This is a genomic window from Flavobacterium sp. 270 (genome assembly GCF_004368785.1).
In the GTDB taxonomy this organism is placed as follows: Bacteria; Bacteroidota; Bacteroidia; order Flavobacteriales; family Flavobacteriaceae; genus Flavobacterium.
This window is the reverse complement of record NZ_SODM01000003.1, coordinates 711,329-737,298: the sequence shown is the minus strand read 5'-3', so window position 1 is coordinate 737,298 and position 25,970 is coordinate 711,329. Positions and strand designations below refer to the sequence as shown.

General features: G+C 34.6%; 7 protein-coding genes. All 7 read right to left on the bottom strand.

Annotated features, from left to right (window positions below; translation table 11 throughout):
- Positions 1-371 precede the first annotated feature (371 nt).
- The gene (locus tag EV144_RS14605; protein WP_134149884.1) at positions 372-10,022 is read right to left on the bottom strand and encodes a neuraminidase-like domain-containing protein; all 9,651 of its coding nucleotides are present in this window, start codon (positions 10,020-10,022) and stop codon (positions 372-374) included.
- Positions 10,023-10,096: 74 nt separating this feature from the next.
- Positions 10,097-17,827: a SpvB/TcaC N-terminal domain-containing protein gene (locus EV144_RS14600; protein ID WP_134149883.1), complete on the bottom strand. Its 7,731-nt coding sequence runs from the start codon at positions 17,825-17,827 to the stop codon at positions 10,097-10,099.
- Between the two features lie 328 nt (positions 17,828-18,155).
- Complete coding sequence (locus EV144_RS14595) at positions 18,156-19,163, bottom strand: VOC family protein (RefSeq protein ID WP_134149882.1); 1,008 nt, start codon at positions 19,161-19,163, stop codon at positions 18,156-18,158.
- 48 nt (positions 19,164-19,211) lie between these two features.
- Positions 19,212-20,069 (bottom strand): SDR family oxidoreductase, encoded by an 858-nt coding sequence (locus EV144_RS14590; protein ID WP_134149881.1) that lies wholly within the window; start codon positions 20,067-20,069, stop codon positions 19,212-19,214.
- Between the two features lie 173 nt (positions 20,070-20,242).
- Positions 20,243-20,821, bottom strand: a complete 579-nt coding sequence (locus EV144_RS14585) for a Crp/Fnr family transcriptional regulator (protein WP_134149880.1) — start codon at positions 20,819-20,821, stop codon at positions 20,243-20,245.
- Between the two features lie 132 nt (positions 20,822-20,953).
- Positions 20,954-22,378, bottom strand: a complete 1,425-nt coding sequence (locus tag EV144_RS14580; RefSeq protein ID WP_134149879.1) for a SusD/RagB family nutrient-binding outer membrane lipoprotein — start codon at positions 22,376-22,378, stop codon at positions 20,954-20,956.
- 12 nt (positions 22,379-22,390) lie between these two features.
- Positions 22,391-25,582 carry a SusC/RagA family TonB-linked outer membrane protein gene (locus EV144_RS14575; protein WP_134149878.1) on the bottom strand — a complete coding sequence of 1,064 codons (3,192 nt, stop codon included), beginning with the start codon at positions 25,580-25,582 and terminating at the stop codon, positions 22,391-22,393.
- Between the last annotated feature and the right edge of the window lie 388 nt (positions 25,583-25,970).

The following is a 25,970-nucleotide window of genomic DNA, read 5'->3' as shown; positions in this document are numbered from 1 at the left end:
GTGCTTTTAAGTAAGTGCGACAATTTTTCTGTCGCTTGGTTGTGTTGATGAAGCAATGCATTTTGGCAATTTCTTCTAACTTAAAGATACGTTTTATTCTCGGAGATAATTATTCTTTTTTAATTTTAGTTATAAATTTAAGAAAAAATCTCCTTCCTGCATCTGCATTTCTGTTGTTATAAATGATAAGAAAGATGAATCCAAAATATTTTAGCAAACATTATAATGAAAAAATGCAGCCATAATTATTTTCTAAAAGTAATACTTCAAAAAATTAAAGCTGTCTGTTTTCAACTTCAAAAAGAAGTTAAAAACAGACAGCTTATTCTCTAAATTTAATTGTTATTTTTTTGTTTCAATACATGTTCTAACTAGAAAACATATTTAACTACAACTAATAATTCTTCTAATTTTGCCTTATCCGCATCTGAAACAGAAAGTGTAAATAAAGTATCCAGTGTTATATTAGAACTAATTCCTTTGCAGAGTTTTATATCGTCTTTTCTGGAAAGATTTAATGGAGCATTGTCTATTTTGATTTTAAACGATGCTGGATTACCTTTTACTTTTGCAACAAACATAACGATTTCTATTGCAACGCCATCAATTGATTGTACGAGATACGGCAGTCTGAATTTATCTATGGTTAAATCGATAGTTCCATTATTTTTCAAAAGATGCCAATCGTTTGGTTTGTCTGCTTTTAGATTTTGAATTACATGCAGTCCCGTTGTACTTAGACCTTGCTTAATTTCTTCTAGTCTTGTTTTTAAAGTAGCGTTTGAAGCCGTTTTTAAACTTGATCCTCCTTCTCTGGAAGTGTATTTAACATGCATTATAATATCCGAAATTGTATTATAATCAAACTGTTTTATTTCTGTCGGAAGTTCTAATCTCCAGCTACTGACTGCTCCGGTTCCTTCAAAAGGTAAATAACGTTCGTCTTTAAAATTAAGTTCAAAAATACCACTGTCATTTTGTGCATTACTTACTGCAATTGATTGAATTGAGCCAACGTTGTAAACAAAACGATTATCGCCGGCAGCAACATCTTCTGCATAATTTGCCGCATCATCAGAATTTTTTCTATATCGATTGTTTACTAATGATAATTTTGCACTTACAGAGGTATAAGGTCCGGCAATACAAGGCAGGCTTATGCTCACCGATTTTAATCTTCTAAAATATTGTCCCGGATGATCCATATCGTAGAGCGCTTCCGGAATTTCAAAATCGCAGATTCCAGAACTTTTTAATCTTACTAAAGCAAGCGGATCTAACATCGCCAAAGAAATGTGTTTGGTCACTTCATATTCTCGTTTGTTTTTATCCAAATAACTTGTTTCCATTCTTTTTATATCGTGTACCAGCTGATCTGCGGTCTGAAGACCTTTTTTCATGCTGTCCCAATATCCATAAGAAATAAAGGAATCGTCATTTCCTAACTCGAATTTATAACTGCGTTCTGCCTTTTTAGCAAAATCATGCGATAATTTATAGGCAGTAAAATACACCGAACTTATCTGTCCGATCATCCAGTCGTACAATTCTTTATTAGTAAATTTAGATCGCATAAACTCATCGGTTCGTTTAGCATTTTCGATCTGAAGATCGTGGTTTTTCAACTCCGTTTCTGATATATCTCTTCGAATTTCGGCAGCTGTTATTTGTTTCTCAATAGACGCTATTTCTTTTTTAGCCAAACGTTCCTGAAGTTTCCAGTCGTCATTACGGCGTTCATAACTTCCCATTGTAGAAATTCCTGCTGCTACTTTATCTATAACTTGCGAGCCTAAAAGAATTGCTTTGGCAAATGTGCTTATTGATGAAGAAATCTGCTCTCCGCCTGTCAATTTACTGGTTGCTACGGGAGATCCTCCAATACCGGCAGCACCAACTGTTACATCTGGAATTAAGGCCGTAGCTCCGGCAGCAATTTCCATTATTGAACCTATAGTAAAACCAATGATCGAAACACCATTTAGAACCAGCGTGGTAATTTCAAGCTCATTCATGTATTCTATATCGGTATAATATTTCTGTCTTTCTTCTGTAACTTTTTTAGTTCTTTTTAAAACTTCAATTTGTTCTTTGGATTCTTTTATCTGTAAAAGCTTAACGTCACGAACAGAGTTTAAAACTTTAAGTTCTAATTCGCTTCGCAGCAACGACATTGCTTCTCCGTCTTTCTTCTCTAAAGCAATTAATAATGAGTTTCCTAAACCTCTTACTTCCTGAGCAAGTTCTGTTGCTTTTTGCGAAAGTATATTAAATCTATAATAAGGCGCCGGTGCGTTTAATCCCGCAATAACAGCTGAAATATCCATTCCTGAGGCGGCAGCTCTAACCAGCATTGCCGGATCTATTGGCGGAGCAAATAAAGCTAAACTGCGTTCTACTCCATCAATGTTTTGGCAATGGCGTATTTTAAATAATCGGTCTGCAATGCGTGCCCAATATTCTAGCATTTTATCATTTTCCGGAATACAGAAATAGAGCATTGATAACGTAAAAGAAGCGCCCGGCAATTCGGCACCGCTTTCTGGCAGAATAGAGAGATCAGGAATTAAATTTTCTAAATCTATCAGCGCATTTCCAAAACTGTCTAAATTACCTTTGATTTGATTATAAGTCTGATAAGGCGGTTTTACTAATGGCGGTACAATTCTGGGTTTTGGACCAAGAACTTTATCTGCCAGAATATACATTTGGGTTGCCTGTGCAATAGACTCCATTGTATCTTGTCTAAATAAATAATCTCCCCATTCGATTAAATTATCCAGATATTTCATCAGCAATGTTTTTTGGTAGGCAACTGGTCTAAACCTCGCAATTACATCTGGTCTAAAGGGTTTGTCTCTCCATTGAATAATCGAATTTTGAAGATTGACAGCTCCATCGAATTCTTCATTTTTAACATTATAAAGCAACTTGTCGATTCTTTGATTAAGATAATCAATATCCTGATTAAGATAAAAAGGTTTGGTTACCCAATATTTTTGAGGTGTATTACCATGTAAGGCTCCTGTAGGGTTAAACATATAATGAAACCAAGTCATAGATTCTTCAAATCGCTGATTTTTGGTTAGTTTTGTTGCAATCATCAACGGAACATGAAAAAATAATTCCCAGTTGTAACAGCTGTAGGTTCCTTCTACACTAAAATCTACATCTTCAATTGGATACGACCATTTTTTTGATCCGTCTGGATATGGTGTTAATGATTTTGGAATCATTAATGGATTTGGATTGTAATATTCCTCAAAATTAAAACTTGATTTTTGCATTTGAGTTGACCTTTTCATTAATTCTGGAATGCCTTTGTTGTAAAAAGCAGCCCGAAGCGGGCAAACCAACGGATGATACATGTTTTTAAATTGTTCTCCGTATCTCAAACCTTTTTTAAGTTTAAGTTTTTTTATTATTTCATTAAAATTTTCATAATCAGACCCGCCTATTAAGGCATCGTAAAATTTGTCAAACTCTTCATAAAAAGATAATTCTTTTATAATTTCTTTAAATTCATCATCAACAATCATTTCTGCAATAAATGTTTCATTTTGCGCCGGAGTCGGGTTTGGAATTGCTTTATATTTCAATTGCATTTTATTGAAAAAACTCGCAATATCATCAATGAGTTTTAAGGCATCTTTAGCAGTTTTCTTTTTACTGTCTGTAAATAAAGAAACGTTTGGCGAATTTCTTCTGTTTATGTTTCTTTTATAATATCCGGGAATAATAACATAAGCATGATTGCTGTCTTCTTTAAAATAAGGAAGCAGTGTTCCCATCGGAATTTTAAATCTGTTTCTTCGAACATTATTAAAAAGGGCATTGTCTTTTCCTTCGTTATTACTAAAAAAAGAAAGCAGCTGGAAGATAAATGAAACCAAGTCTATATTGGTAAATTGATGCGGATAGGAAATCCTGAATCTTCCCGGCGTGGCTGCAAGAATAGGTGTATAATCTCCTGAATGAAAAATTGTAATACCGTTTCTAACCGAAAGATCGTCGCCAGCAACCTGATTTTGCTCTGTATATTTATTTTTTAATAATTGCGTATCATTAAAATCCGGTAAGAAATCTGGAAATGAAATTTGAAAACTTTCATCAAAAATCAGTTCCGGATAACCTTTACAGCCTGCAATATTAAATATTCCGTTTAATGTCTGCGGCGATTCTGAGTTAGGAGCTTGTTTAAAAAGACAAATAACTTCAGAAATTGGAAAATTAGTCGTTTTAGGAAATGAGAAATAAGTTAGATAATAAATATCTCTTTTAAGATCTTCGGGATCATTCGTATAATAATTTGGAGTGACTATACTATCGACCGAAACTTTTTTAGGAAGCCATTTATTATTAGCAAATTCACTTACGGCGAGTTGTATTTTTAATTTGCTTTTTGCCTTATCTGTTGTTACTTCTTCGCCAGGCGATGCACTTGGCATTGTTGCTTTTTGATTTGGATCTAGTTCTTCAGAAAAAATTGGCCATGCGAGCGTTAATCTGTTGTTTCGTACAAATGTAATAAGATGATCGCCGGTAATGTCTAATTCTACTTTTTCCCACGGTGTCCATGTCGCTTCATTTTCAAACTTTCTATAATAATAAATATGAGGATCGCCGCCTTTTGTTCTGGCAAATACATGCATTGTTTTTATATCGGTCTGATAGTAGCTCGCAACGACTTCTAAAAAGGCAATAACGTCTAATTTTTCCATATAATTTGCCAATGCCTGCCCTGCCGAAAAATCGGTCAGCTCACTTTGCTGTAATTCATTTTCAAATTCTTTAAATAAAAATGTTTTTTCATCGCGCAGCTCAGATTCGATCCAATTTTCGGGATAAAGAAAAATCTTGCGGTTGGCTTCCCAGACACGGTAATTTTTCATCCATTTCCATTGATTCCAGCTGCTGTCTATATCTACATCTGCGGCCGCTTTTGGTTCTAATCCCATTAAACAGCGCTGTACAAAAACCTGAATCGCTCCGTGTGCCTGTACAATTCGAGATGACGGCATACAGGATTCCATTTCTACATCTACTAAGAAATAATCAAATAAATCATTTTCATCTTTCATTTCTTCATTTACAGCCAATAAATAAGCGACTAATGCATCACGCTTTTTCGGGCGTATGGCGTTCATTATCTCTTTTAAAGTCTCTAACCAGGTGTCTTCATCATAGCGTGATTTAAGAGCCGTACGCAGGGTTTTGACATCGGCAGCGGTCAAACCTAATTTCAGATAATTTGGAATCTTTGCAACTGTTGTACCTAATTGCAGCAAATATTCCATGGCATCAATTATAGCATGCCAGTTTTGTGCCTTATTATAATGTTTTAAATTAGAAGTTCCAGGAAACAAAAAAGAATCTAAAGACTGAAACTCTTCTTTATCATAACTGAGCAATAATGCCAGCTGTTCAAAAAACAAATTTTGTTGTTGTGCTGTGGGATTATTTAGCTTGCCGAAATTTTCTAATAATCCGAAAAATGAAATAGGCTGTTCAGGATCTAACGGATTTATTACGGGTTCAAATTGCTTTGATAAATCGATAATTCCAACTAAATTCTCATAATCACTATAAGTAGCCGCAGTCTGCGAAGCTTCAAAAGGAATATTATCAAAAGCAAACCAATTTAAGTCTTTACTATTTTTAAAAAACCATTCGATCTGAACAGTGCTTAATTTAAACGGATTTATAACAGCTATAATTTTAGTCAGCAAATCGATAGCTTCATGCTGTACAGCAGGAGTTGTGGTTGTAATTGCCGGCAGCACAGGCGGAAGACCGCTTTTAATATTAAGTTCGGGAGCCAATAAAACAGAGGAAATAAAGGCATCGCCTGAACCTGATTTTTTTAATTGAGCATATTTTAAAATTATTTTTACCAACTCTAAATCTGCTTTTAATGCTGTATTCAGCGTTTGCTGCAAAGTATTTTGTTTTGCAACCGCCAGATTAAATACGGCAAGAGTGTCAAGAAGTTCTTTGATCAGTTTTTTGCGTACAATTTCAAAAGCTTCTTTTGTGTTTTTAAGAGCCAATGCGGTGTTTACTTCATTTGCTTCGGCAGTTTGCAATTGTGCTTCGGCTGTTGCTAAATCTGATGGATTTGTTGCTTCTGCAACATTTTGCTGTTCATTTTCAACAGCTTCAATTGCAAGTGTCTGATTTGTATTTGCTGTATTAAAATTATCAGACGCTGCGGTCAAAGACGGAAAAATCGCAGTTATAGAAGAGATATCAAAATAAGAACTTAATCTGGCATCAAGATATAAGGCTGCATTACTAAAAGAAACACTCACTGTCTCATCTCCGGAATTATTTGTCCATTTAAAATTCCATTGGGCATCAATAAAACTTGTTATAATTTTAGAATCATTTTCGTTAATTCCTGCCAGCTTGGATAGTTCTGTTTTTAAAGCTGTTTTTTGTTCTTCGGCTGTAAAAACATCATTGTACGTTGATTTATTTGAATCGATACTAAGCTGATATTCCTTTTGAAGTTTCTCAATTATCTGTTTTCTTTTTTCTTCTATATTCAGAATAACTGGGGCTTCATGTTTTAATATATATTTTATCTCTTCTGGTTTTAAAGGCGATTTTTTTATATCTTCTGCTGCTTTTATAAAGTCCAGCGTTGCCTGCGGAGAATCAGAAAAATCAATTGCTGTGAGTTCTTTTAGTATTATAAAATCAGAAACTTTTAGTTTTAGCTTTTTTATAAGGTGCGCTGCGCCGTATAAGTAACTCAAATTAGAAAACGTAAGATCTGCATTTGGCAATAATAACAACAGTTTGTCTAAATCTTCTTCTTTAAGCTGCAAACACAAAGCTACAGAAGCTTTTATTGGAGTTATAACTGCTCCGGTATCTAAATTTTGCGGTAATAAAGCATTATCAATAAAACCATTTTTGGCTTTGTTTAAAAAAATCTGATAGTACAAAGGTTTTGGTAAATCATCTGCCAAAACTTCAAAAGGAATTTTTCCGTAAAAACCAATTAACTGTTCTAATTTAATTCCGGTTTTTACAGCAATTTCTAATAAATCAGAAGCCATAATAAGACATCTGTCTCCATTTGATATTCCGTCTCCGTTGTCATCTGTTGCATCCAATTTTCCGCGTCCCAATTTTGGCTGACTGATGATTTCATCCAGCAATTCAAATTTTATTCCTGTTTTTTTCTGCAGACGCAAAAATCTGTGCATGCGGTCTAAAACGGTTAAATCAAGGTTTTGTATTTCTTTTTTTGAAGTATCACAAGAAATCTTTTTCTCGGTTACTGTCGGATCATCAAAATTGTGTTTTATAAAAAGATTGTCATTTTTGTCAATAAATTTTAGTTTTAAAAACAAATCAAGTTCTTTGAAACTCAAATTTGTTTTGTCTAAAAAATGATCTACTTCTTTTAAATAATTAACCGGATTTCCAGGAGGAGGCACATTCCAAAACAATTGCTGCGCCGGCCCATTATTTGGCGAAGGAGCTTTTGTTATTAATTCGCGTTCTCTTTTATTCAATCCCAGTTTTTCTGCCGCAATCTCGCCATCTGCCGGAATGGTGCCAACTTTAAAAGTTTTCATTAAATCACCGCGATTAACATCAAAACGATTAAAATAAGCTTTTGCCTCGGTATGATTTAAATCAAAAGGAAGTTTAAAAGCAAAGGCTTTGTTTTGCAATTCGTGATACGTGCTTACATTTACATATTCTGGCGCGGCATCAAGTTCTTCTGCCGTTGCAAAAGTCTGTTTTAAACGGTATATTTTATATTGTTTTCCTGCCGGAATTGTTTTTTCGTAAACTATTTTAAAAACAACTTTTTTGTCTCTTAAATAATAAACCGGATTAACCGACTCAAAAATTCCGGTATCGATTACAACTGCTTTGTCTGTAATTTCATAATTGCAGGGAATAAAAACTGAAGTTCCCAAATCCGGATCTGTCAATTCTATCTGGGCATTTTTTACACTGTCTAATAAATCCTGAGAAATCAGGCCCGCTACAGGATTTGCGTCTTCGGCTAATTTTCCTGTATACACAAAATGATTGTTTGGCGCAATTGCTTCTTCCAGAATTTCGCACACCAAATCTATATATTTAACCGGTGTATTTGCATTTTCGCATCCTAAATCAATTTCTCCTAAATCCGGACGACGTTTAAAAAGCTCGTCTTTTGCAAATTTTGCTGTTAGATTTGTGGTAGTATCTTTTACTAATCTGCTGCTTAAAAATTCTAATATTTCGACCAAATACGCGGCCGGACTGTAAACAGAACGGCAATGCTCGCAGGCACATGTATCTGTGAGTTTAAAAAGGGATTTTAAGTTTGGAAAATCCTGACTTACTGCTTCAAGCTTTTTTGACAATGTTGTCGTTTCTAAAGAAGCCACATCTATGGCACGCATTGTATCCTGCAGTTCTCCTACAACCAGCATTGCTGCCATATTTATATTTTCTGCTTTTTTGATTATGAGATCTGCTTCTTTTTTTGACAAACCTGTTTTTGGTGCAATCTCTGCCAAAAAACGAGTTCTTCCTATTGCGGCAATGCTTTGTGCAGATTGTAAATTTTCTGCTCTAAGCGCATTGCTTTTACTGTAATTTGGCACCAGCTTAAATACACGCTGAATGGATTTTAATTCTTCTTTTGTTCCTTCGGCTTCTAAATCGGTAATTTTGTTTTCTTTTAGATAATGCTCAATATTATCTTCTTTTAAATCAAAATCTTCGTTTTTATCTAAAAAGGAAAGTATCTTTTTTTGATTGGTAAAAATTTGATTTTTTTCTCTTCCTAATTGTGCCGCGAATGCAGTGGTAGGAAATTCATTTTCCATTCTGCGTACAATATTAGAAGCAAATAAGTCTATGTTTTTCTTTTCTTCTTTTGTTGGCGTTTTGCCTTTTGCATCAGTAAGTTCTTTTACCCATTCTGTCTTATTTAATCGGGCTAATTTCCTGATTTGTACCGGTTCTTTTATTTTTTTTGATTTAATAATATGCGGAATTACTTCTGTTCCAATTCCAAAAACGCCGGATAAAGCAGTAAAAACTTCATGTTCTTTTTGATTTTCTTCTACGGTAAAAGAAGTGTTTTCCAGCTTTTCAAAAAAACTGCCCAGATCATTTTTATTTTCCTCAAAAAGCTGTTTTACTTCTTTAATCTTATCAGAATTAATTAAGCGGGTCACTTTTTCAAAAGCCCTTTTAGGGTGTTCGTTTTGATAATAAGCTGCCGCTTCTTCTGTAGAGCGCTGTAAGATTTGTATAGTTTCTTTTATCCTTTTTAAAACATCATAATTAACTACTGAATCATTTACAGCTTGTTTTAAATCTGTTTCTATTGTTTTAGGATCTGAGAGTACCGCGAAATAGTAAACCGCCTGCATATTTGAATCTATATCAATAAAAAGCGGTTTAGTAATTACTGCCGAAGCATTGTTTTTTAATAATGTGTTTTGGCGTAATAATGCATAAAAAAAAGGAGCTTCGATTTTTGCAATCCTTTCTAATTTATTGGACACGACCAAATGATGAATTTTGGCGGCGTCTATCTCTAATTCTTTTCCCAAAAAGGTAATATCCGGCTGTTCTTTTGTTTCCTGAAGATCTGTTACAGGGATTCTGTTTGCCAAAAATGTAACTTCTTTTAAAAGATAATCATATTCAATAACCTCATTAATTATAGAACCTTTGATCCTTATATTTATTTCTTCCTTAGGCGATGCATTAAATCGCACTTGATTTATATCTGAAGAAAACAGCAATATATTTTTTTCACTTGTAAAAACCTTAATCAAAATATCGGCTTCTTTTTTCCCGCGCCCAGATAACTGACTGTGAAACCAAGTAGTTTCATAAGAGCCGTCTTTTCGGGTTATGGTTTCCGAAAGCAATTCTTCACTTCGCATGTCTTTATCATAAACCGCAATTTTAAGATTTGCCAAGGGTTTTCTTTTATTATCAGTTAATTTACCACTAACTATATTGGGGTTTTGGGATTGAGATGCCATAATGATTTTGATTTTAGATTGATATTATTTTAAAAAATTGTTTCATATAAACATTCCTTCAACAAAAAAATTAATTAAGGATAATAATTAAAACTTGGTATAAATACACCATCTCGCGTTCTACCCAAGCCCCAAGTCATAACACCTTCAGGGGTTCTAGAAATTACTGGTACTCCAGTTCCCATCATTTCACTTCCTATCTGTACTGCACCTCTTGGAGCTACAACTGTTGTCGTTAATCCTCTTCCATTTAAAATTCCGCTTAAAGATTCCCCAAATACAACTCCTTCTGAACATGGTACACCAGTCCTACATGATAATAGTCTTAAAGTTCCTCCTTGCCAACCTTGTCCTTGTAACATATCAGCTAATTCAACAGGATTTAAATCTCGTTCACCGATCCTAACAAAGCTCGCCCCTGCTTCTTCCATTATTGATGCTTCGGTTCTTACTCCATGTCCTACTAAAGCTAATTCATCTGCAGCTCCAATTGCTACCCCTTCTTCGAATATTGGAGCAGAACTACCGGCAAGATTTCTCCAAGCGGCAATATTTTCGGCAACAACTTCCGCACTTAATTCTTCACCTAGAAATCCTGGGCCAACTCCTTTTGGTGCAGGTGTAAAAAGTAATGCAATATTTGCCAATGCAGGTATAGCATCTGTATGATCTCTTCTTCCAGTATATTCAGCTACATTCCCATTTGAATCTATATAATTAATTGGAGTTTCAGAAATTAATTCTCTTATAGGTACATAGATAGAATGCTTTAGCCCTTTTAAAATTCCATAAGGAATTCCTAATTCCGGATACATATCCCATGGATTAGCTTCTAAGTTTAAAAACTGATCCCCCTCTCTTTGGATTCTTTCCTCATTAGTTTCTGCTCTTATTGTTGGTCCTTCAATTACTGCAGGTGGAGGTGGTTCTGGCGGTGGAGGTGTTGGTCTTCTTCTAACTGCAACTCTTGGCGGTGTAGAAGGAGTTGGAGCTTCATCAAGCGGTGTTGATTCTGTAGGACAAGCTTCAGCATGGCAGCTTAATGTTTCTTCATCCCAAACACCACAAGTCTCACCATCTGTTCCAGATGGATCTAAGACCATTACTGGATTTCCTTTACAATAAGCATACACATTGATACCATCACCAATGCCAATTGGGTCTGTATTGAGCCATCTTGCTAACCACGCTATATAATATCTTGCCGAATGATATTCGAGACCTGTTTCTTCGTCACGTTCCATTCCTGTAAAACGATACCGTTTTGCTGTGGCTTTTATAGTGGCATTCTGTGCTTGATAAGCCGTAGTTCCAAAAGGATGATATTCTTCGTAACTTATTATCTGTGCATTTTCATCCAGCTCTAAGGCTGAAGATCCTAAATGATTGTGTAATTGATATCGAGTTAATCTAGCGCCTTTTTTATCTTCGGGCGGTGGTGACAAAGTTGTATTTTCTTTGATGGTATCAATCATTGCAAACCTATTTCCTTTATCTATCAGACTTAAGGTTTCCCGTTCAAAAACAATCGTATTACTTTGATATTTTCTAAAGGTTTCATAACCTCCAATATAAATTCTTTCGTTTTTTATTGTTGGAATATTTCCTTCAGAAGCACTGTTTTCTGTTATTTTTCGAATACGCTGTCCTTGTCCATTATATTGATAATAAGTAGTTTCTGCAGTTCCATTGCCTGGATTTACTTTTTGCCTAATGGTTTTGATAAGTTCTTCTTTAAAACTCCAGCTCATTTCATCTAGATGCGGCATTTCGGTAATAAACCCGTGCGTTGTATGATGTTTATAAACATAGGTTTCTGTTCCTATTTTGGTATTTTTTAAACGATTATTATTTTTTTCATATTCATAAATCCGCGTCCAATTATTTGCCGATGCCTGATGGCGCATTTCTTCTATATTGCCCACAAAATCATATTTATAACTTTGTGTATAATTGCGTACAGACATTATATCTCCATTATTATGGGTGTGCATATAAGACAGATCGTTCCAATTGTCTTTGTTTGTAAACGAAAGTGCTGCATCATTTTCGCGTCCTTTGGCTTCTATTAGTCGATACAGTGCATCATAAGTGTATTGTGAATCGCCTGTTATTTTTTGATTATCAAAAAAAGCGACTGGGATATTTTTGTCTTCAATGTGCGTAATATTCCCCACAGCATCAAAGGTGTAATACCAATCTTGCAGCGGATCATTATTTTTTCGTTTGGTTTGAATATGATTTACACAAAATGTCTTTTTATCATAGAAAAATGTTGTTATTACATCATTTCCATAAATAATTTTAATACGCTGTCCTTTTTCATTATAATCAATATTTTTTATATATACCTGTGAGAGTGAAGGAGAATTATGCTGCACTTCTTGCCCATTAAGCAATCCAGATTCGTTATAGGATGCTGTGATTATACTTCCATCTTCTGCGGTTTGTCTGGTAACTCTTCCCAAAGCATCTGTTTCTGCAAAAGAAGTAAAACCTAAACCCGGTTCTAAATCAATACTTAAATTGGCATCGGTCCAATTGACAGTTTCCTTATATTTTTTAAATAATTTCTGTGTAGTAAAAAGCGGCTGTCCTTTAAAATCATATTCCGGAGTCAGCATTACTCCTCCGGTATCATAAAGTGCAATAGGTTTTCCTAAAACATTAATGGCCTGCAAAGCTGTTTCATTGCTTCTGTCTGGTAATAAAAGGCTTTCTGCATATATTATCTTTTGAAATATATTGTTTAATAATACACTGCTTTCTCCACCCAAAATTTTGCTGTAAACGGGACGATGAGACGAGTCATAAAAATATTGAAACTCATGATTTCGCTGATCCCAGGTTCGGAGCGGATTACCCAAAATGTTTAATAAAAGCCAGCGCTCACCAGAATCCATGCTGTTTTGATAAACCAAATTCCCCAGCATATCATATTTATACTGCATTACAATATTTCCTAAATTACTGTTTTCAGTAATTTGTCTGGCATCAGTAACGGTGCGTAAATTGCCTTCGGTATCTAAAAATATCTTGGTTTTATGAAACTCTACTTCATTAGTTATTGGATTAATATTATGTTCAATTGATAAAACAGGTCTTCCTAAAGTATTAAAATGCAAAATATTTGGTGTATCAGCATGTTTGGCTGCTTTGTCGGCGGCCGTTTTTTCTTTTACGGGATCTTTTCCTTCGGTTAAAAGTTCGGCATCAATAAGCCTGTTGCTGCGGTTTTGATACCATAATGATTCTAGAACAGTATCACTGGAATCATAAACGGTTTGTTTCCAAGAATCAAATTCTATTTTTGTAAAAGTATCATCTGGCATTTGGGTTTTAATCAACCTGCCTATTGCGTCATAAAACATTATTGGTGTAACGCCCGTTTCTACTAATTCTTTATAATTTTCATACTTCCATGTTATCGCAAAATAAGGTTCATATTGTTTTACTGCTTTTCCTTTATTGTTTTTTATAGTCCTTCCGTTGCCAATCCACCGCAGTTGTTTTGGAATGCCTGCATCTGTATTTATTTCTGTGATAGAAATTGTGTTGTTTGGATTAACAGTGACCTGTTTTGCAGCGCCCGGCTCTGCCTGTAATTTTTTCATGATTACTTCACCTATTCCATTAGAATACTCAAATGCGATCTGAACGGGTGAATCTGGATTATTTTTAAAATGCTGTTCTCTTGCTATTGAAACTGTTGTAGCCGGCTGTCCTGAATTTAAGTAGTTTTCAAAATCATAAAAAAAACGGGCAGAAGAATGTTTTAATAATTCTTTTCCAATAACTGTAAGCTGGACTGAATCCGGAGCTTGAAAAAAACTTGCTATTAATGCTGATTCTGTATTATCTGTTATTTCTGAAATACCCGCAATTTCATCGGCTTCACTGCCTTTTCCCATTATTGCAATTGCTTTTACTAAACCCAGTTCATCGCAAACCGATTCAGAATAATTGCCATTTATGTCCTTCATTTTTTTGGGAGAAAGGGTTCTAAAATTAAAGCTTTCGACTTTGGTTTTATGGCCTAAATTGTCTTGGATTTCTTCTATAAAAAGAAAATAATCTTTGTAATATTTAACTTTGGTTTCGGCTTCATAAGGGTCTTTATACAGAATTGGCAGATAGAATCTGTTTTTGGCATTTGCTGCAGTTTCTCCTCCATTTAAAAATTGTGTTGTACCAGACTGAATCCACCAATTATCATCGTTTTCACTGTGCACAAATTTTCCTTCTGTAAGTAATGTATCGTCTACTTTATCCTCATAAATATTTTCTAACAATTCTGGCGTATAAGCCAGCTGATGATTTTGGTAAGATATTGCCAAAGAATCTAATTTGCCTAAAGGCAAACCTGTCAATAAATTGTTGTTATAATAAAAAGAACGAGCGTGTTCTATTAACCTTTTTTGTGTACCGCTTGCTACGCTATTATTGTATTGAAAATAAGGCACAACTGCAGAAGAATCAAAAATATTGTAAGGCGGTAAGCTGTGCGGATTATCAAAATCTTCAATTTTAAATAAACCTGTAGGGTTTTCAAATTTATTTCCTTTTATATCGTACGTTTTTGTTTCTGATGGCAGTCTAAGCCGATATTTGTTTTCTTCTATAATGTCGTTGGTAAAATTATTCTGAGTGTAAATTACTATTGTTTTATTCTGTTCTGTTTTTGCTGCATCGGGAAGTGAGGCATCTTCTAACAAGCGCGGATAAACTATTGATGCCGATTCTATTACATTGGCATACTGATCTAATTTTATATTTAGATTATGGGCTATTCTGGGATCTTCGGTATTACGTTCATAATTATAAGTAACGGCTTCGCTTTCTTTTACTATAAAAACAGCGTATTTATTTTTGCCTTTTGGCTGCAGCAATTCGATAATACAATTATGGGTACTTACAGAAAACGGGGTTAATTCTTTTTTAACTGCGTCATCGCTATTTTCGAATTTTATGGCATCTTTTGCAAAAATTTCAGATCGTAAACTCATTCCTTTGCAGGCTCTCAAAGCTTCGCACCATTCATCGCCGGAGAGTTTTTTTAAAACCTGTTCGTCAATTCCGGGTGCCAAAATTATTTTTGCTTCCGGAAGTTTTCTTTCGTTATGTATAACATTAATGTCCAGTTTCCTGTTCATTTCATTATACCAATAATCATTTTCGAACTGATTTAAAATTTTATCTTTTCGCAAAAATGCACCGGTATGATACCAGTTTTTAGATATTACAGGTTCCTGATGCAGTACTTCTTCAGTTATATTAGCGGTATCGCTTTTTACCCAATGTTCAAATGTTTCAGCATCAATTTGTTCTACCATTCCAAAACCACGAAATTCTCTTTCTTGGTGATCGTAATAACCATGATGATATTTGTATTCGCTTACAAACTTATAACCCGATATTTTATCTCGGGTTGTGGTTTTAGAAACGCAGTAAACAGGAAAATGTAATTTGGTTACCCAGGGTTTGCCGGCTTTTTTATCTTCTAAGTAAAATTTGGTCGAAGGAGTATATTCTAATGCCGTTTCTTTTCCCATATTATTAATATAGCCTATCATAACATGAGCTTTCTTGCTGTTCATAAGGTCAATATACCGCAAAGGTTCATTTGCATCTTTTGGAAGAGAACTTGACCAGACAATACAGGACAATCCATTTCCTAATAAATCGGTTAATGCGATTTTTGACTGCGAATAAATTTCGGGAAACGGATCAATTTCAAAAGGAATTGTGCTAAAACGATTCCCGCTTAGATTTTTCCAACAGCTGAATTTATTCTTGCCTAGATAAATAATATCTGCTGTTCCTGAACCGTCAATATCTGATAACCGCAAATAAGATGGATTAAAAGAATCGGGATGATCAAAAACCGGCGCATTATCCATTGCTACTTTGGCACCAAAATTACCGTAACCTAAGTTTGGCCAATAACAAATTTCTCCATTACGGATTCTTAAAATATCTATCATGCCGCTGCCAGACATATCGGCTAGATAAATAGTTTGTTTTTCATCGGCAAAAACAATATTGGGACCTGATTCTTCATCAAATGATTTTGATGTTTTTTTGGATGCGGTATATCCGTTTTTACCATCAGATTCGTACCATGTAAAAACCTGATCTTCAGAAATTACAACTTCTGGTTTTCCGTCTCCATTTAAATCCAGCATTCTTGTATTGACATCACTGAAATTGATGTTTGGCATTGCTTTAAAAGATTTAAAACCTTCCCATTCGTCATCGTCATTCAGTTCAAAAAAACCTTTTGGTTCATCATTTAAACTTACAAGCTGTTTACCTCCGTCGGCATCGAGATCTGTTAAGTGAAATTGCCCGCCCACTCCGGAAAAAGAAGGTTTTGGCGAGACTAATTTTGCTTGTTCAAATTTTCCGTCTCCTAAGTTATGTTTGTAATACCAGCCAGTTCCCTGCTCTGTTAAAAGCCCGGATAAACCTTCATTATATAAATCGACAAACTGATATTGCTGTTCGTCTAAACCAATAGGCGCATGAATTAAATCTTCTGGTAAAACAGATTCAATTTTATTATTCCATTCATGTTTTTGATAATTAAACTCCATCGGCGGGAGCTTTTTATAAGAATAAGATCCATCAGTTTTTTTAATATAACCATAAGAGCTTATCTTTTTTAAGAAGGTAAAATCCTGCTCGACAGCAGTATCGTATTCAAAATTTAAAGATCTAACGAGTGTTTTTTTATCTGATTTATCTGGTTTTACGGCCATTTCATCCAAAACATGAAACAATAAAACCCGATTGCATAAACGTGTGGTTCTAATTTCAAATCCGGTTTTATATTCTGAAAAAGCATCAGGGCGGAAATTCCAGTTGTTTATTTTTTCAAAAGATTCATTGATTGTGTCTGTGGTTCCGTAATCAAAAACGGTCTGGAACATAAAATCTGTTTCAGAGGGGAAAGCAGTTTCAAATCCTTCGTATGGCGTTTTGTTTCCGTACAATACTTTTTCAAGATAAAGATTAGAATAGGTAATTAAACCCTCTTTTAATCTGTTTTTATTGTGCAGCAAAGATTCATCAAAACCCGTTTCATCTTCTTTTTTATAAATATACTGCGAACAATTTCCTTTGTCATCAAATACAAATTCCGGAAACCATGTATATATTTTTCTTATATCATTTGGGCAGTAAAGTATCGAATTATCGGTCCAGCCGTATAAAGTTGTGGCATTATCTTTAGTTATAACCCGCCATTTTATTCTGGCGGTGCTTTTTTCTGTCCATCTTTCTATGCGCCCAAATAAGCCTTCTATTCTTGGTCTGTAATTTCTAATTACAAAAAGCCCATCTGTAGAATCTCTTTCATTTATTTCGTATTCATCATCGGAGCCTTTTATAAAATTACCGTCATCGTCTTTTTTAAATTCAGGAACCAGATCTTCTGTCTCAGAAAAAAGAAAAGTATCAGAATTAAGGGAATCCAGATATTGCGGAATTTCTTTGTCTGTTTTTCTTTTTATGGATGAAAGACTTAAATTCCATCCTAAACCAAAAATTCCATTTCCCGAACCGGAACTATACGAAAGTCCTAACGAAGGTGATGCGCCGCGAGCGGGCGAAAAAGGAAGTGCTACCGAAAAAGAAGCTGTTCCGTTTGCTGCATTGACCGAAAATTTTTCGTCTATGCCTTTAATTGCACCTCCGCCTTTGGGCAAAGAAATGGAAGGAATCTCGATTGAGTTTGATTTCGTTTTTCCTTTATCTGTTTTAAGGAAATCACTGCCGGGTTTGTTTTCTGATATTTCTTTCATTACTTATTTTTTTATGCATGAGGCAAAGGCAAATAAGGAAAAACGTTATCGGCTTGTAAGTAAAAAGTTAATTATATAGCTTATAAAAATATTTATTACTTATTAGAATTTGTGTTTAACATTTCTTATTTCTGAAATAAAAAAACACAAAATACTGATATAAAGATATTTAAGATATCAAATATAATTAAAATAAAAGACAAACCTTTTTATTTTTAAAAAAACAGAAGATTATTCTTAAAAAATAAAAATCAATATATGTAAGAAAAAAAAAAGCCTGTAAAGTAGAATCTTTACAGGCTTTTTTTATTGAATAATAAATAGAACGTTATTTTTTTTCATCCACAAAAACATATAATTTCTGGATTTTACTGTTTTCAATTACAAACAAATCCATTCCCGAAACTACAGCAGGTTTTGCTTTTGAGCCAAACTGCCAATACAAACGAACTACATTATGATTGGTCTCAACTGATTTGGCGGTAAATGTAAATTCAGGATTTTTGGTATGAAGGTCAACAATAAATTTACTGATTTCATCATTTCCTATAGCAATAAAATGACGGTCTACCATTTCTATATCAGATACGTAAAACTGATTTAATAATACATTTCGTTTTGCTGCGTCTTTTTCATTCCAAATTTTAAGGTGGCTTTCTATGAGTGCTGTATTCTTTTTAGAATCGTAATCATTAGCAAAAGTTTTTGGTTTTGCACTGTCTTTTGGTGACCACAAAACTGTTTTTGGATTGGCTTTTTGATATCCTTTTCCATTTGGGTAAGAAACCAATTCCATTTTAGCCCCCCAAGGCGTTTCAAAGTAAACCCATGTTTCTCCCGCTGTATCTCCAGAAGGTGTTAAAAAAGGTTCTCCTATTATTTTTACACCTTTGCTTTTTAAAAATTTCACACTTGCGTGAATGTCTGAAACGTAAAAAGCAATATGTGTTGCGCCTAAATCATCAGATTTTGGATTTGTTTTACTGCCTTGATTATCTGCATACTGAAACACTTCGATACTTGCGCCAGTTCCTGCGTTTATCATTTTTATAGTTACTGCTCCTGTTTCAGGATTAATGTTATTCAATTCTTTCCAGGCTTTATCAAGCGGTATTGGGCCTAGTTGCGTAACTGGTGTAAAACCAAGAACATCGCTAAAAAATGGCATTGCAGTATTTAGATCCGGAACATTAATTCCGACATGATCTATTCCGATTATTCCTGCGTGATTTTGCGCACTGATTTTTTCTGAAGCAGAAAATAGTATTATAGCATTCATAAGTACTGCTGCTGACGTTTGTAATTTCTGATTTGATTTTTTATGATTTGTTTTCATGACTTTTCTAAAATTCTTTGATATTTATAAACTGTTTAAGAAGTGGAATTAATTAGTATAAGCTGCTAACCATTTTGCTTTTATGTCGGCGCGTGCTTTTATGAATTCTTTATCGGTTCCCTGAGCAATGGCATCTAATGGAAAACGAAGTGGTCGCTCTCCTTTTTTCATGTTAACTAATTCAAGAATTCCATCAGCAATTGTCTGCGGGTTCATATCAAACTGAGCCATTTTTCCAAACAAAGCAGTTCCTAAAGCGTTAAATTTTTCTGTGGCAGCATCACCATATTGATCTACAATTTCCTGTTTGTCAGCATTAATTCCTGCTTTAGATCCGTTATTCATTTCTGTTGGATAAACACCCGGCTGTATGCTTACATTTTCAATTCCGTAATCGGCAAGTTCATCTTGCAACCCTTCTGTAAAACTTTCAACTACCAATTTTGAAGAGATATAAGGAATCATAAAAGGAAGTGTGTGACCGCTTGCTCCAGTGGTAATATTTATGATAAGACCACTTTTTTCTTTTCTCATAGAAGGAAGTACAGCCTGATACATACGTAACACACTGTAAACGTTTACATCAAACATTTTGCGAACCTGATCGATTGAATATCCTTCTAATAAACCAAAACCGCTTACAGCTGCATTATTGATAAGAACATCAATTTTTCCGTATTTGGTAATTATTTTTTCAAAGGCTTTTGTAACAGAAACATCTTCTGTAATATCGATATCTACTACTTCGATGTTGGCAATTGCTTCTAATTCTTTTTTTGCTGCTGCATTTTTATCATTTGTGCCGCGCATTCCTGCAATCACTGAATGTCCTGCATTAGCTAATGTTACTGCTGTAAGTTTTCCAAAACCTGTACTTGTTCCTGTAATAAAAATTGTTTTTGACATGATTTCTAATTTTAAATGTTTTATAATGTTTATAATATTTGTTTCTTTTGAACATTACAAAGTTGCGCCGAATGTATCAGCTGCACATTGATTAGAAATAAGTAAAAACTTGATCTAGATCAAGAGTTTGGAGCGGGCATAAAAAAAGGAGCTTAAAAAGCTCCTGTCAAGTATTATTTTTTTGCCGTTTGTTTTCGTATTCGGCTTAGTGTTTCCGGGGTCATGCCAAGATAAGACGCAATCATGGTTTGTGGAATTCTTGATGCAAAGGCAGGATATTTATTGATAAAGTTTAAATATTTTTCTTCCGCAGTTAAAGTAAGCGACCCCTGAATTCGGTTTTGTGCAGCTATAAAACTTCTTTGTAAAATAGTATTCACCATATTATTAAATGCCGGAATCTCTCTGCAGAGCAGTTCAAAATTCTCATGTGTAAATAAGACCAGTTCACTATCTTCTATGGCATCAATATTAAAACGGGACGGCTGCTGAAACATGAGACTTTCCCGGTCGCCTGTCCACCAATTTTCAATACTGAAACTATTAATATGTTCGCTTCCTTTTTCATCAACAGAATAAGTTCGCAGGCATCCTTGCGTAATAAAGGCGTCATATTTCCAGATATCTCCTTCCTGTAGAAGATATTGTCTTTTTCTAAGTTTTTTTATAATTGCAAACGATGCTACACGCTCTGATTCTTGAGGAGTCAAAGTTGATTTTTCTTCAAGATATTTTTGGAATACTTCATACATAGATTGTAAAATTATATAAAAGTTTTTAATAATTTAAGTTCATTTTTAAAAATCAAAAAGCCTGAAAATTCTATATTTTCAGGCTTTTAAATTTATTTATTTTATGTTTCTTAATAAGTGCCAGAATCCAGCTTACTTGGCATCAAACCATAATTTTGTAGTTAATAAGTCTTTTCCCTGAGCCGCTATTGCTGCTTGGTAGCTAGAGCCATTTAATGATTGTTCTGTACCCGGATAGAAGAAACGAGAAGGAATCTGTCCGTCTAAAACCGTAGACGGTCCAGCTTTAAGTACCGGATAGTCAAGTCTTCTCCACTCCACAAAAGCATCAAGACCTTGTCCGTAGAATGCAATCCATTTTTGTGTCCCTATTGATTTAGCATAATTTGATGCATCATACTTTACAGTTGCCTGATTTAAATAAGTCGTTACAGTTGTTGCATTGGTAATACCAAATTGATTTAACGATGCAGTAATTGCATTTTTATAAAACTGTTCTGCATCTCCGGCAATATAACCACGTGCTGCTGCTTCTGCAAGATTAAACAACGTTTCAGAATACGAAGCAATTACGGCCGGTGACTGCGAAGTCAGGAAGTAAGTTCCCGGTTTTGATGTTTTGGCAAAACCCTGACTATTAGCATCACTATTTGACAATCCGTTTGCACCACCAACATATTTACCTACAGTTGCATCAGATGGTAATTGCGCATAAACAGGCAAACGCGGATCTGATAATTCGTTTAATTTATCAACCAATGTTTTCGATATACGGAAATCATCGCGGGTTTCAAACCAAGCCGAAGCCGGATTTTGCTGAGGCGAACTGATATAAACAAACTGAAAAGTTTCTGCATTACTGCTAATTAAACCTGCAGCATCAGTTGTTGCGTCAATTGCAGCTTGTTTAGCTAAAGCCGGTTCTTTATCTGAAATTCTTAACGCTATACGTAAACGAAGCGAATTTACCAGTTTTTTCCATTTTAAAATATCACCTTTATAAGCCAAATCACCAGTTACAGCGCCATTTGTTGTACTTAATAAAGATTGGGCTTTTTTCAAATCCTCCAGCAATCCTGTATACACTTCTTTTTGAGTGTTATATGCCGGCGTTACTTTTAGTCCTGCTTCTTTATAAGGAATATTTCCGTAAGCATCTGTCAACAATAAGAATGTCCATGAACGTAAAGTCAATGCAATTCCTTTATAATTTGAATTCGCCTGCTGATCTGAGAAATTCAGAATCGTGTTCAAATCCGTAATTAAGGTTGCATATCCGGTATTCCACAAAGTAATGAAAGAACTGTTAGATACATCGTATGTGTCTGGTTCTGTATATTGAATTTTAGCCCAATGTTGTACAAAAAGCAAAGACGAGTTAAAATTATTGTCTGATCCCCAATATAAGTCAGCACCTTGTTTTAATGATCCTGTTAAAAGGTAAGGCGCTAATGGAGTTTCGGTTGCATTTGGATTTTTATTCGTATCATCCAGGTTGTCGCTGCAAGAGCTCAACGTTAATGCAAATAGAAATATATAGGATAAGTTTTTTAGCATGATTCTGTGTTTTTAGAATTTAAGATTAACATTAAGGCTGAAATTTCTGGTAGTTGGCAATGTTAAACTCTCCAACCCTTGTGCGTTTCCAGTATTGAAAGCAGATTCAGGATCTATATTTGGTACGTCTTTATAAATAAAGAAAAGGTTACGACTTGCTGCAGTAATACTTGCTCCTGCTAATCCCAGTTTTTTAGTAAAGCTCTTATTTAAATTATAAGTAAGTTTTACTTCTCTTAGTTTTACATAAGATGAACTGTAGATATAAGCTTCACTAATATTGTATGATGCTTTGTAATATTCCTGCGCACTAATAACCTGAATGTTAGGAGTTCCATCAGCGTAAACTCCGTTAAAAATCATACCGTCGTCATATACCGTTACTCCACTTGGAGCTACTCCGCCTGATACCAAAGTTCTTCCATTACCAGTATTATTTCCTGGGTAATAGTAACTTAACCCGCCATTGGCTGCATCACGTCCCGGCATTGTTTGAGCCAGTACGCCAGTATAATTACCCGTTCTGTTCGTTCCAGAAAAAATCTGTCCGCCTACACTTGCATCAATAAGAAATGAAAGTTCAAGATTTTTATAAGTCAATGTGTTGGTAACACCAGCTAAATAATCCGGAGTATAATGTCCTAATATTTTCTTTGCAGGATCAGCTTTTGGCAGTCCGTTAGCACCAACTACTATATTACCGTTTGCGTCACGCTGATAAGCTGTACCATAAAGTGCTCCGTAAGCTTGTCCTACCGATGCCAATACATCTACACCGCCAGAAGTACCGATGGTATAGTTTTGAATATTTCCATCGTAGTCAAGAATCTCAACTTTACTTTTATTACTTGAATAATTTAAACCAACATTCCATTTAAAATTATCTGTTTGAATAGGATTTCCATCCAATTGAATTTCTATACCGTGGTTGTTTATTTTTCCTGCATTGATTAATTGCGAATTATAACCACTAGAGGCTGTTGTTTTTATCTCCAGAATCTGGTCTAAACTATTGGTGTTATAATAAGCAACATCAAGATGTAATCTATTTTTAAAGAATGAAGCTTCTAAACCAAATTCGCTAGATCGCGTTGTTTCCGGTTTCAGGTTCTCATTAAGTTTTTTCTGAGAAGAGGTTTGAATTGGATTTCCGTCAAAAGCAGTTTGAAAATTATAAACCGTAGACAATTGATATGGATCTGCATCGTTACCCACTTCAGACCAACCGCCACGAAGCTTTAAGAAATCAAGCGTGCTACTTTTTAGATTCAAAGCATCAGATAATACTAAACTACCATTAATAGAAGGATAAAAATAAGAACGGTTACTGCTTGGTAATGTAGATGACCAATCATTACGTGCAGTTAAGTTTAAAAATGCATAATTTCTAAACCCTAGTTGTGCAGAAGCATATCCACTATATACTTTCAATTTTGAAAATACGTTAGATGAAGTTAACGGATCTCTTGAATTGGTTAATGTATATAAATCAGGTACAGCCAAGCGTGGTGCTTTTTGATAATTGTTTGCATCGCTGTGACTACGGATATTGAATCCCGCAAGAGCATCCAAACTAAAATTATCATTTAGTTTTTTAGTATAAGTAAAAATCCCTTCTGTATTGCTTTCGCTTACCGTATAAGCATCTTCGGCATAAGAACCAAAAGGTGTTCCGTTTGTGCCATATTTAATCGTGTATTTTCTGCGGTCATTATAGTAGTCAACTCCGGTACGGAATTTAAAATTAAGCCCGTCGGCAAGTTTTGCATCCAAATGGATATCTCCAATGATACGGTTACGCTCCTGACTTGTAGTATTATAATAAGCATTCCAATACGGATTGCTGTAATAACTGTTGTTCCAGTTTACGTCTCTGTTATTTCTAAGTTCATTAATATCAACCTGACGTCCGAACCAAAGAAACTGAAGCATAACACCCGCAGCACGGTTACCAGAAGGTCCTCCTGGCAATGCTGGAGCATCGGTTACAATATAATTGGCATTTACTCCAACTTTAATATTTTCAGATAATTGGTAATTCGTGTTAAGCGTAAAATTTGTTTTGTTTACTTCACTATTAGGCACTGTTCCTAATTGTTTTTGATTGTTTACTCCTAAACGAAAATCTGATTTTTCATCTGATTTTGCCACAGAAATACTATTATCATAAGTAATACCAGTATTAAAAAAGTCTCTAACATTATCCGGATGAGCTACAAAAGGCACCGCCTGACCATTTGAGAAAAATTGAGAAATAAGACGTCCGTCCATTTTAGGGCCCCAGCTTTCATCAATACCATCGTTAATTCCGCCTCCTTTACCATCAACATAACTGAATTTTCCGTTTGATCCTTGTCCAAATGTATTTTGAAATTTAGGCAAAGTAGTAACCTGAGAAATGGTAATTCCTGAACTAAAGCTTATACCCAATCCTTTTTGACCTTTTCCAGATTTTGTCGTGATAAGCACAACACCATGCGCTGCGCGTGATCCGTAAAGTGCTGCAGCATTTGGGCCTTTTAATACCGTTAATGTTTCAATATCCTGCGGATTTAAATCTGCAATTGCATTTTTAAAATCTCGGGTTGCACCGCCAACCGTTCCTAATTGAGAGTTATCTACCGGAACTCCATCTACTACAAAGAGCGGCTGATTATTTCCTCCTATAGAAGTTTCTCCACGAATAACAATACGAGAAGATCCCATATCTCCCTGAGAATTCGTGATACGAACTCCTGCCAATTTACCCGTAAGACCATTTAAAAGATTCGTTTCTTTTGTACCTTCTAAATCCTTGCTTTTAAGTGACTGGGTTGTATATCCTAAAGATTTTTTTTCTTTTGAAATTCCTAAAGCCGTAACTACAACTTCAGACAATACATTTTGTTCTTCAGAAAGTTCAATGATAACAGCATTTGCATTCACTACAACTTCTGCTTTTTTATATCCCAAATAACTTACTATTAAGGTATAAGGAAATTTTTGTCCAGTTTGAAAATGAAATTTCCCGTCTAAATCTGTTTGAACGCCATGTGTAGTTCCTTTAATGTTTACCGAAGCACCAATAATTGGATCTTTGCTAACAGCATCTATTACAGTTCCGTCAAGTTTCGATTGAATTAATGGTTTGGTTTCTTGAGCTTTAATTCCTATGGAAATCAACAAAATACATAACCATATATAGCTATTTAATTTTTTTTTCATTACTTTGTTTTAGTTTAATAAATAAGGCAAGCCAGACGGATTTACTCCATTCTTACTTCCTTACAGAGATGTACAATTTCTTTTAAGCTTCACCATTTCTGTTCCAGCAGAAATGGTCTTTTTTTATCTGCTATGCATTCGCTTTTTCATTTCTATTTTATTTTCGATTACTATTTATTTGAGTTTGTCTTAGAAGATCTTATTCCTAAAAATTAAGGATCAGTCTCATTTTTATTTTTTAATGAATTAGAGATTGAAGAATTTTAAATCGCGGTAACTAAGGTGTAGATTACCAAATGATTCCTATTTTTTCAAGAGTGAAATAAGATTTAATCTCTGTGTATTTAATTTATTTTAAACCCTACTAATTCGGTAGAACAAAAGTATG

What these genes read in the sequence shown, in the direction of transcription:
- EV144_RS14595 (WP_134149882.1), bottom strand. Translation starts at nt 19,163, where the DNA reads ATGAAAACAAATCATAAAAAATCAAATCAGAAATTACAAACGTCAGCA.
- EV144_RS14580 (WP_134149879.1), bottom strand. Translation starts at nt 22,378, where the DNA reads ATGCTAAAAAACTTATCCTATATATTTCTATTTGCATTAACGTTGAGC.
- EV144_RS14600 (WP_134149883.1), bottom strand. Translation starts at nt 17,827, where the DNA reads ATGAAAGAAATATCAGAAAACAAACCCGGCAGTGATTTCCTTAAAACA.
- EV144_RS14575 (WP_134149878.1), bottom strand. Translation starts at nt 25,582, where the DNA reads ATGAAAAAAAAATTAAATAGCTATATATGGTTATGTATTTTGTTGATT.
- EV144_RS14605 (WP_134149884.1), bottom strand. Translation starts at nt 10,022, where the DNA reads ATGGCATCTCAATCCCAAAACCCCAATATAGTTAGTGGTAAATTAACT.
- EV144_RS14585 (WP_134149880.1), bottom strand. Translation starts at nt 20,821, where the DNA reads ATGTATGAAGTATTCCAAAAATATCTTGAAGAAAAATCAACTTTGACT.
- EV144_RS14590 (WP_134149881.1), bottom strand. Translation starts at nt 20,069, where the DNA reads ATGTCAAAAACAATTTTTATTACAGGAACAAGTACAGGTTTTGGAAAA.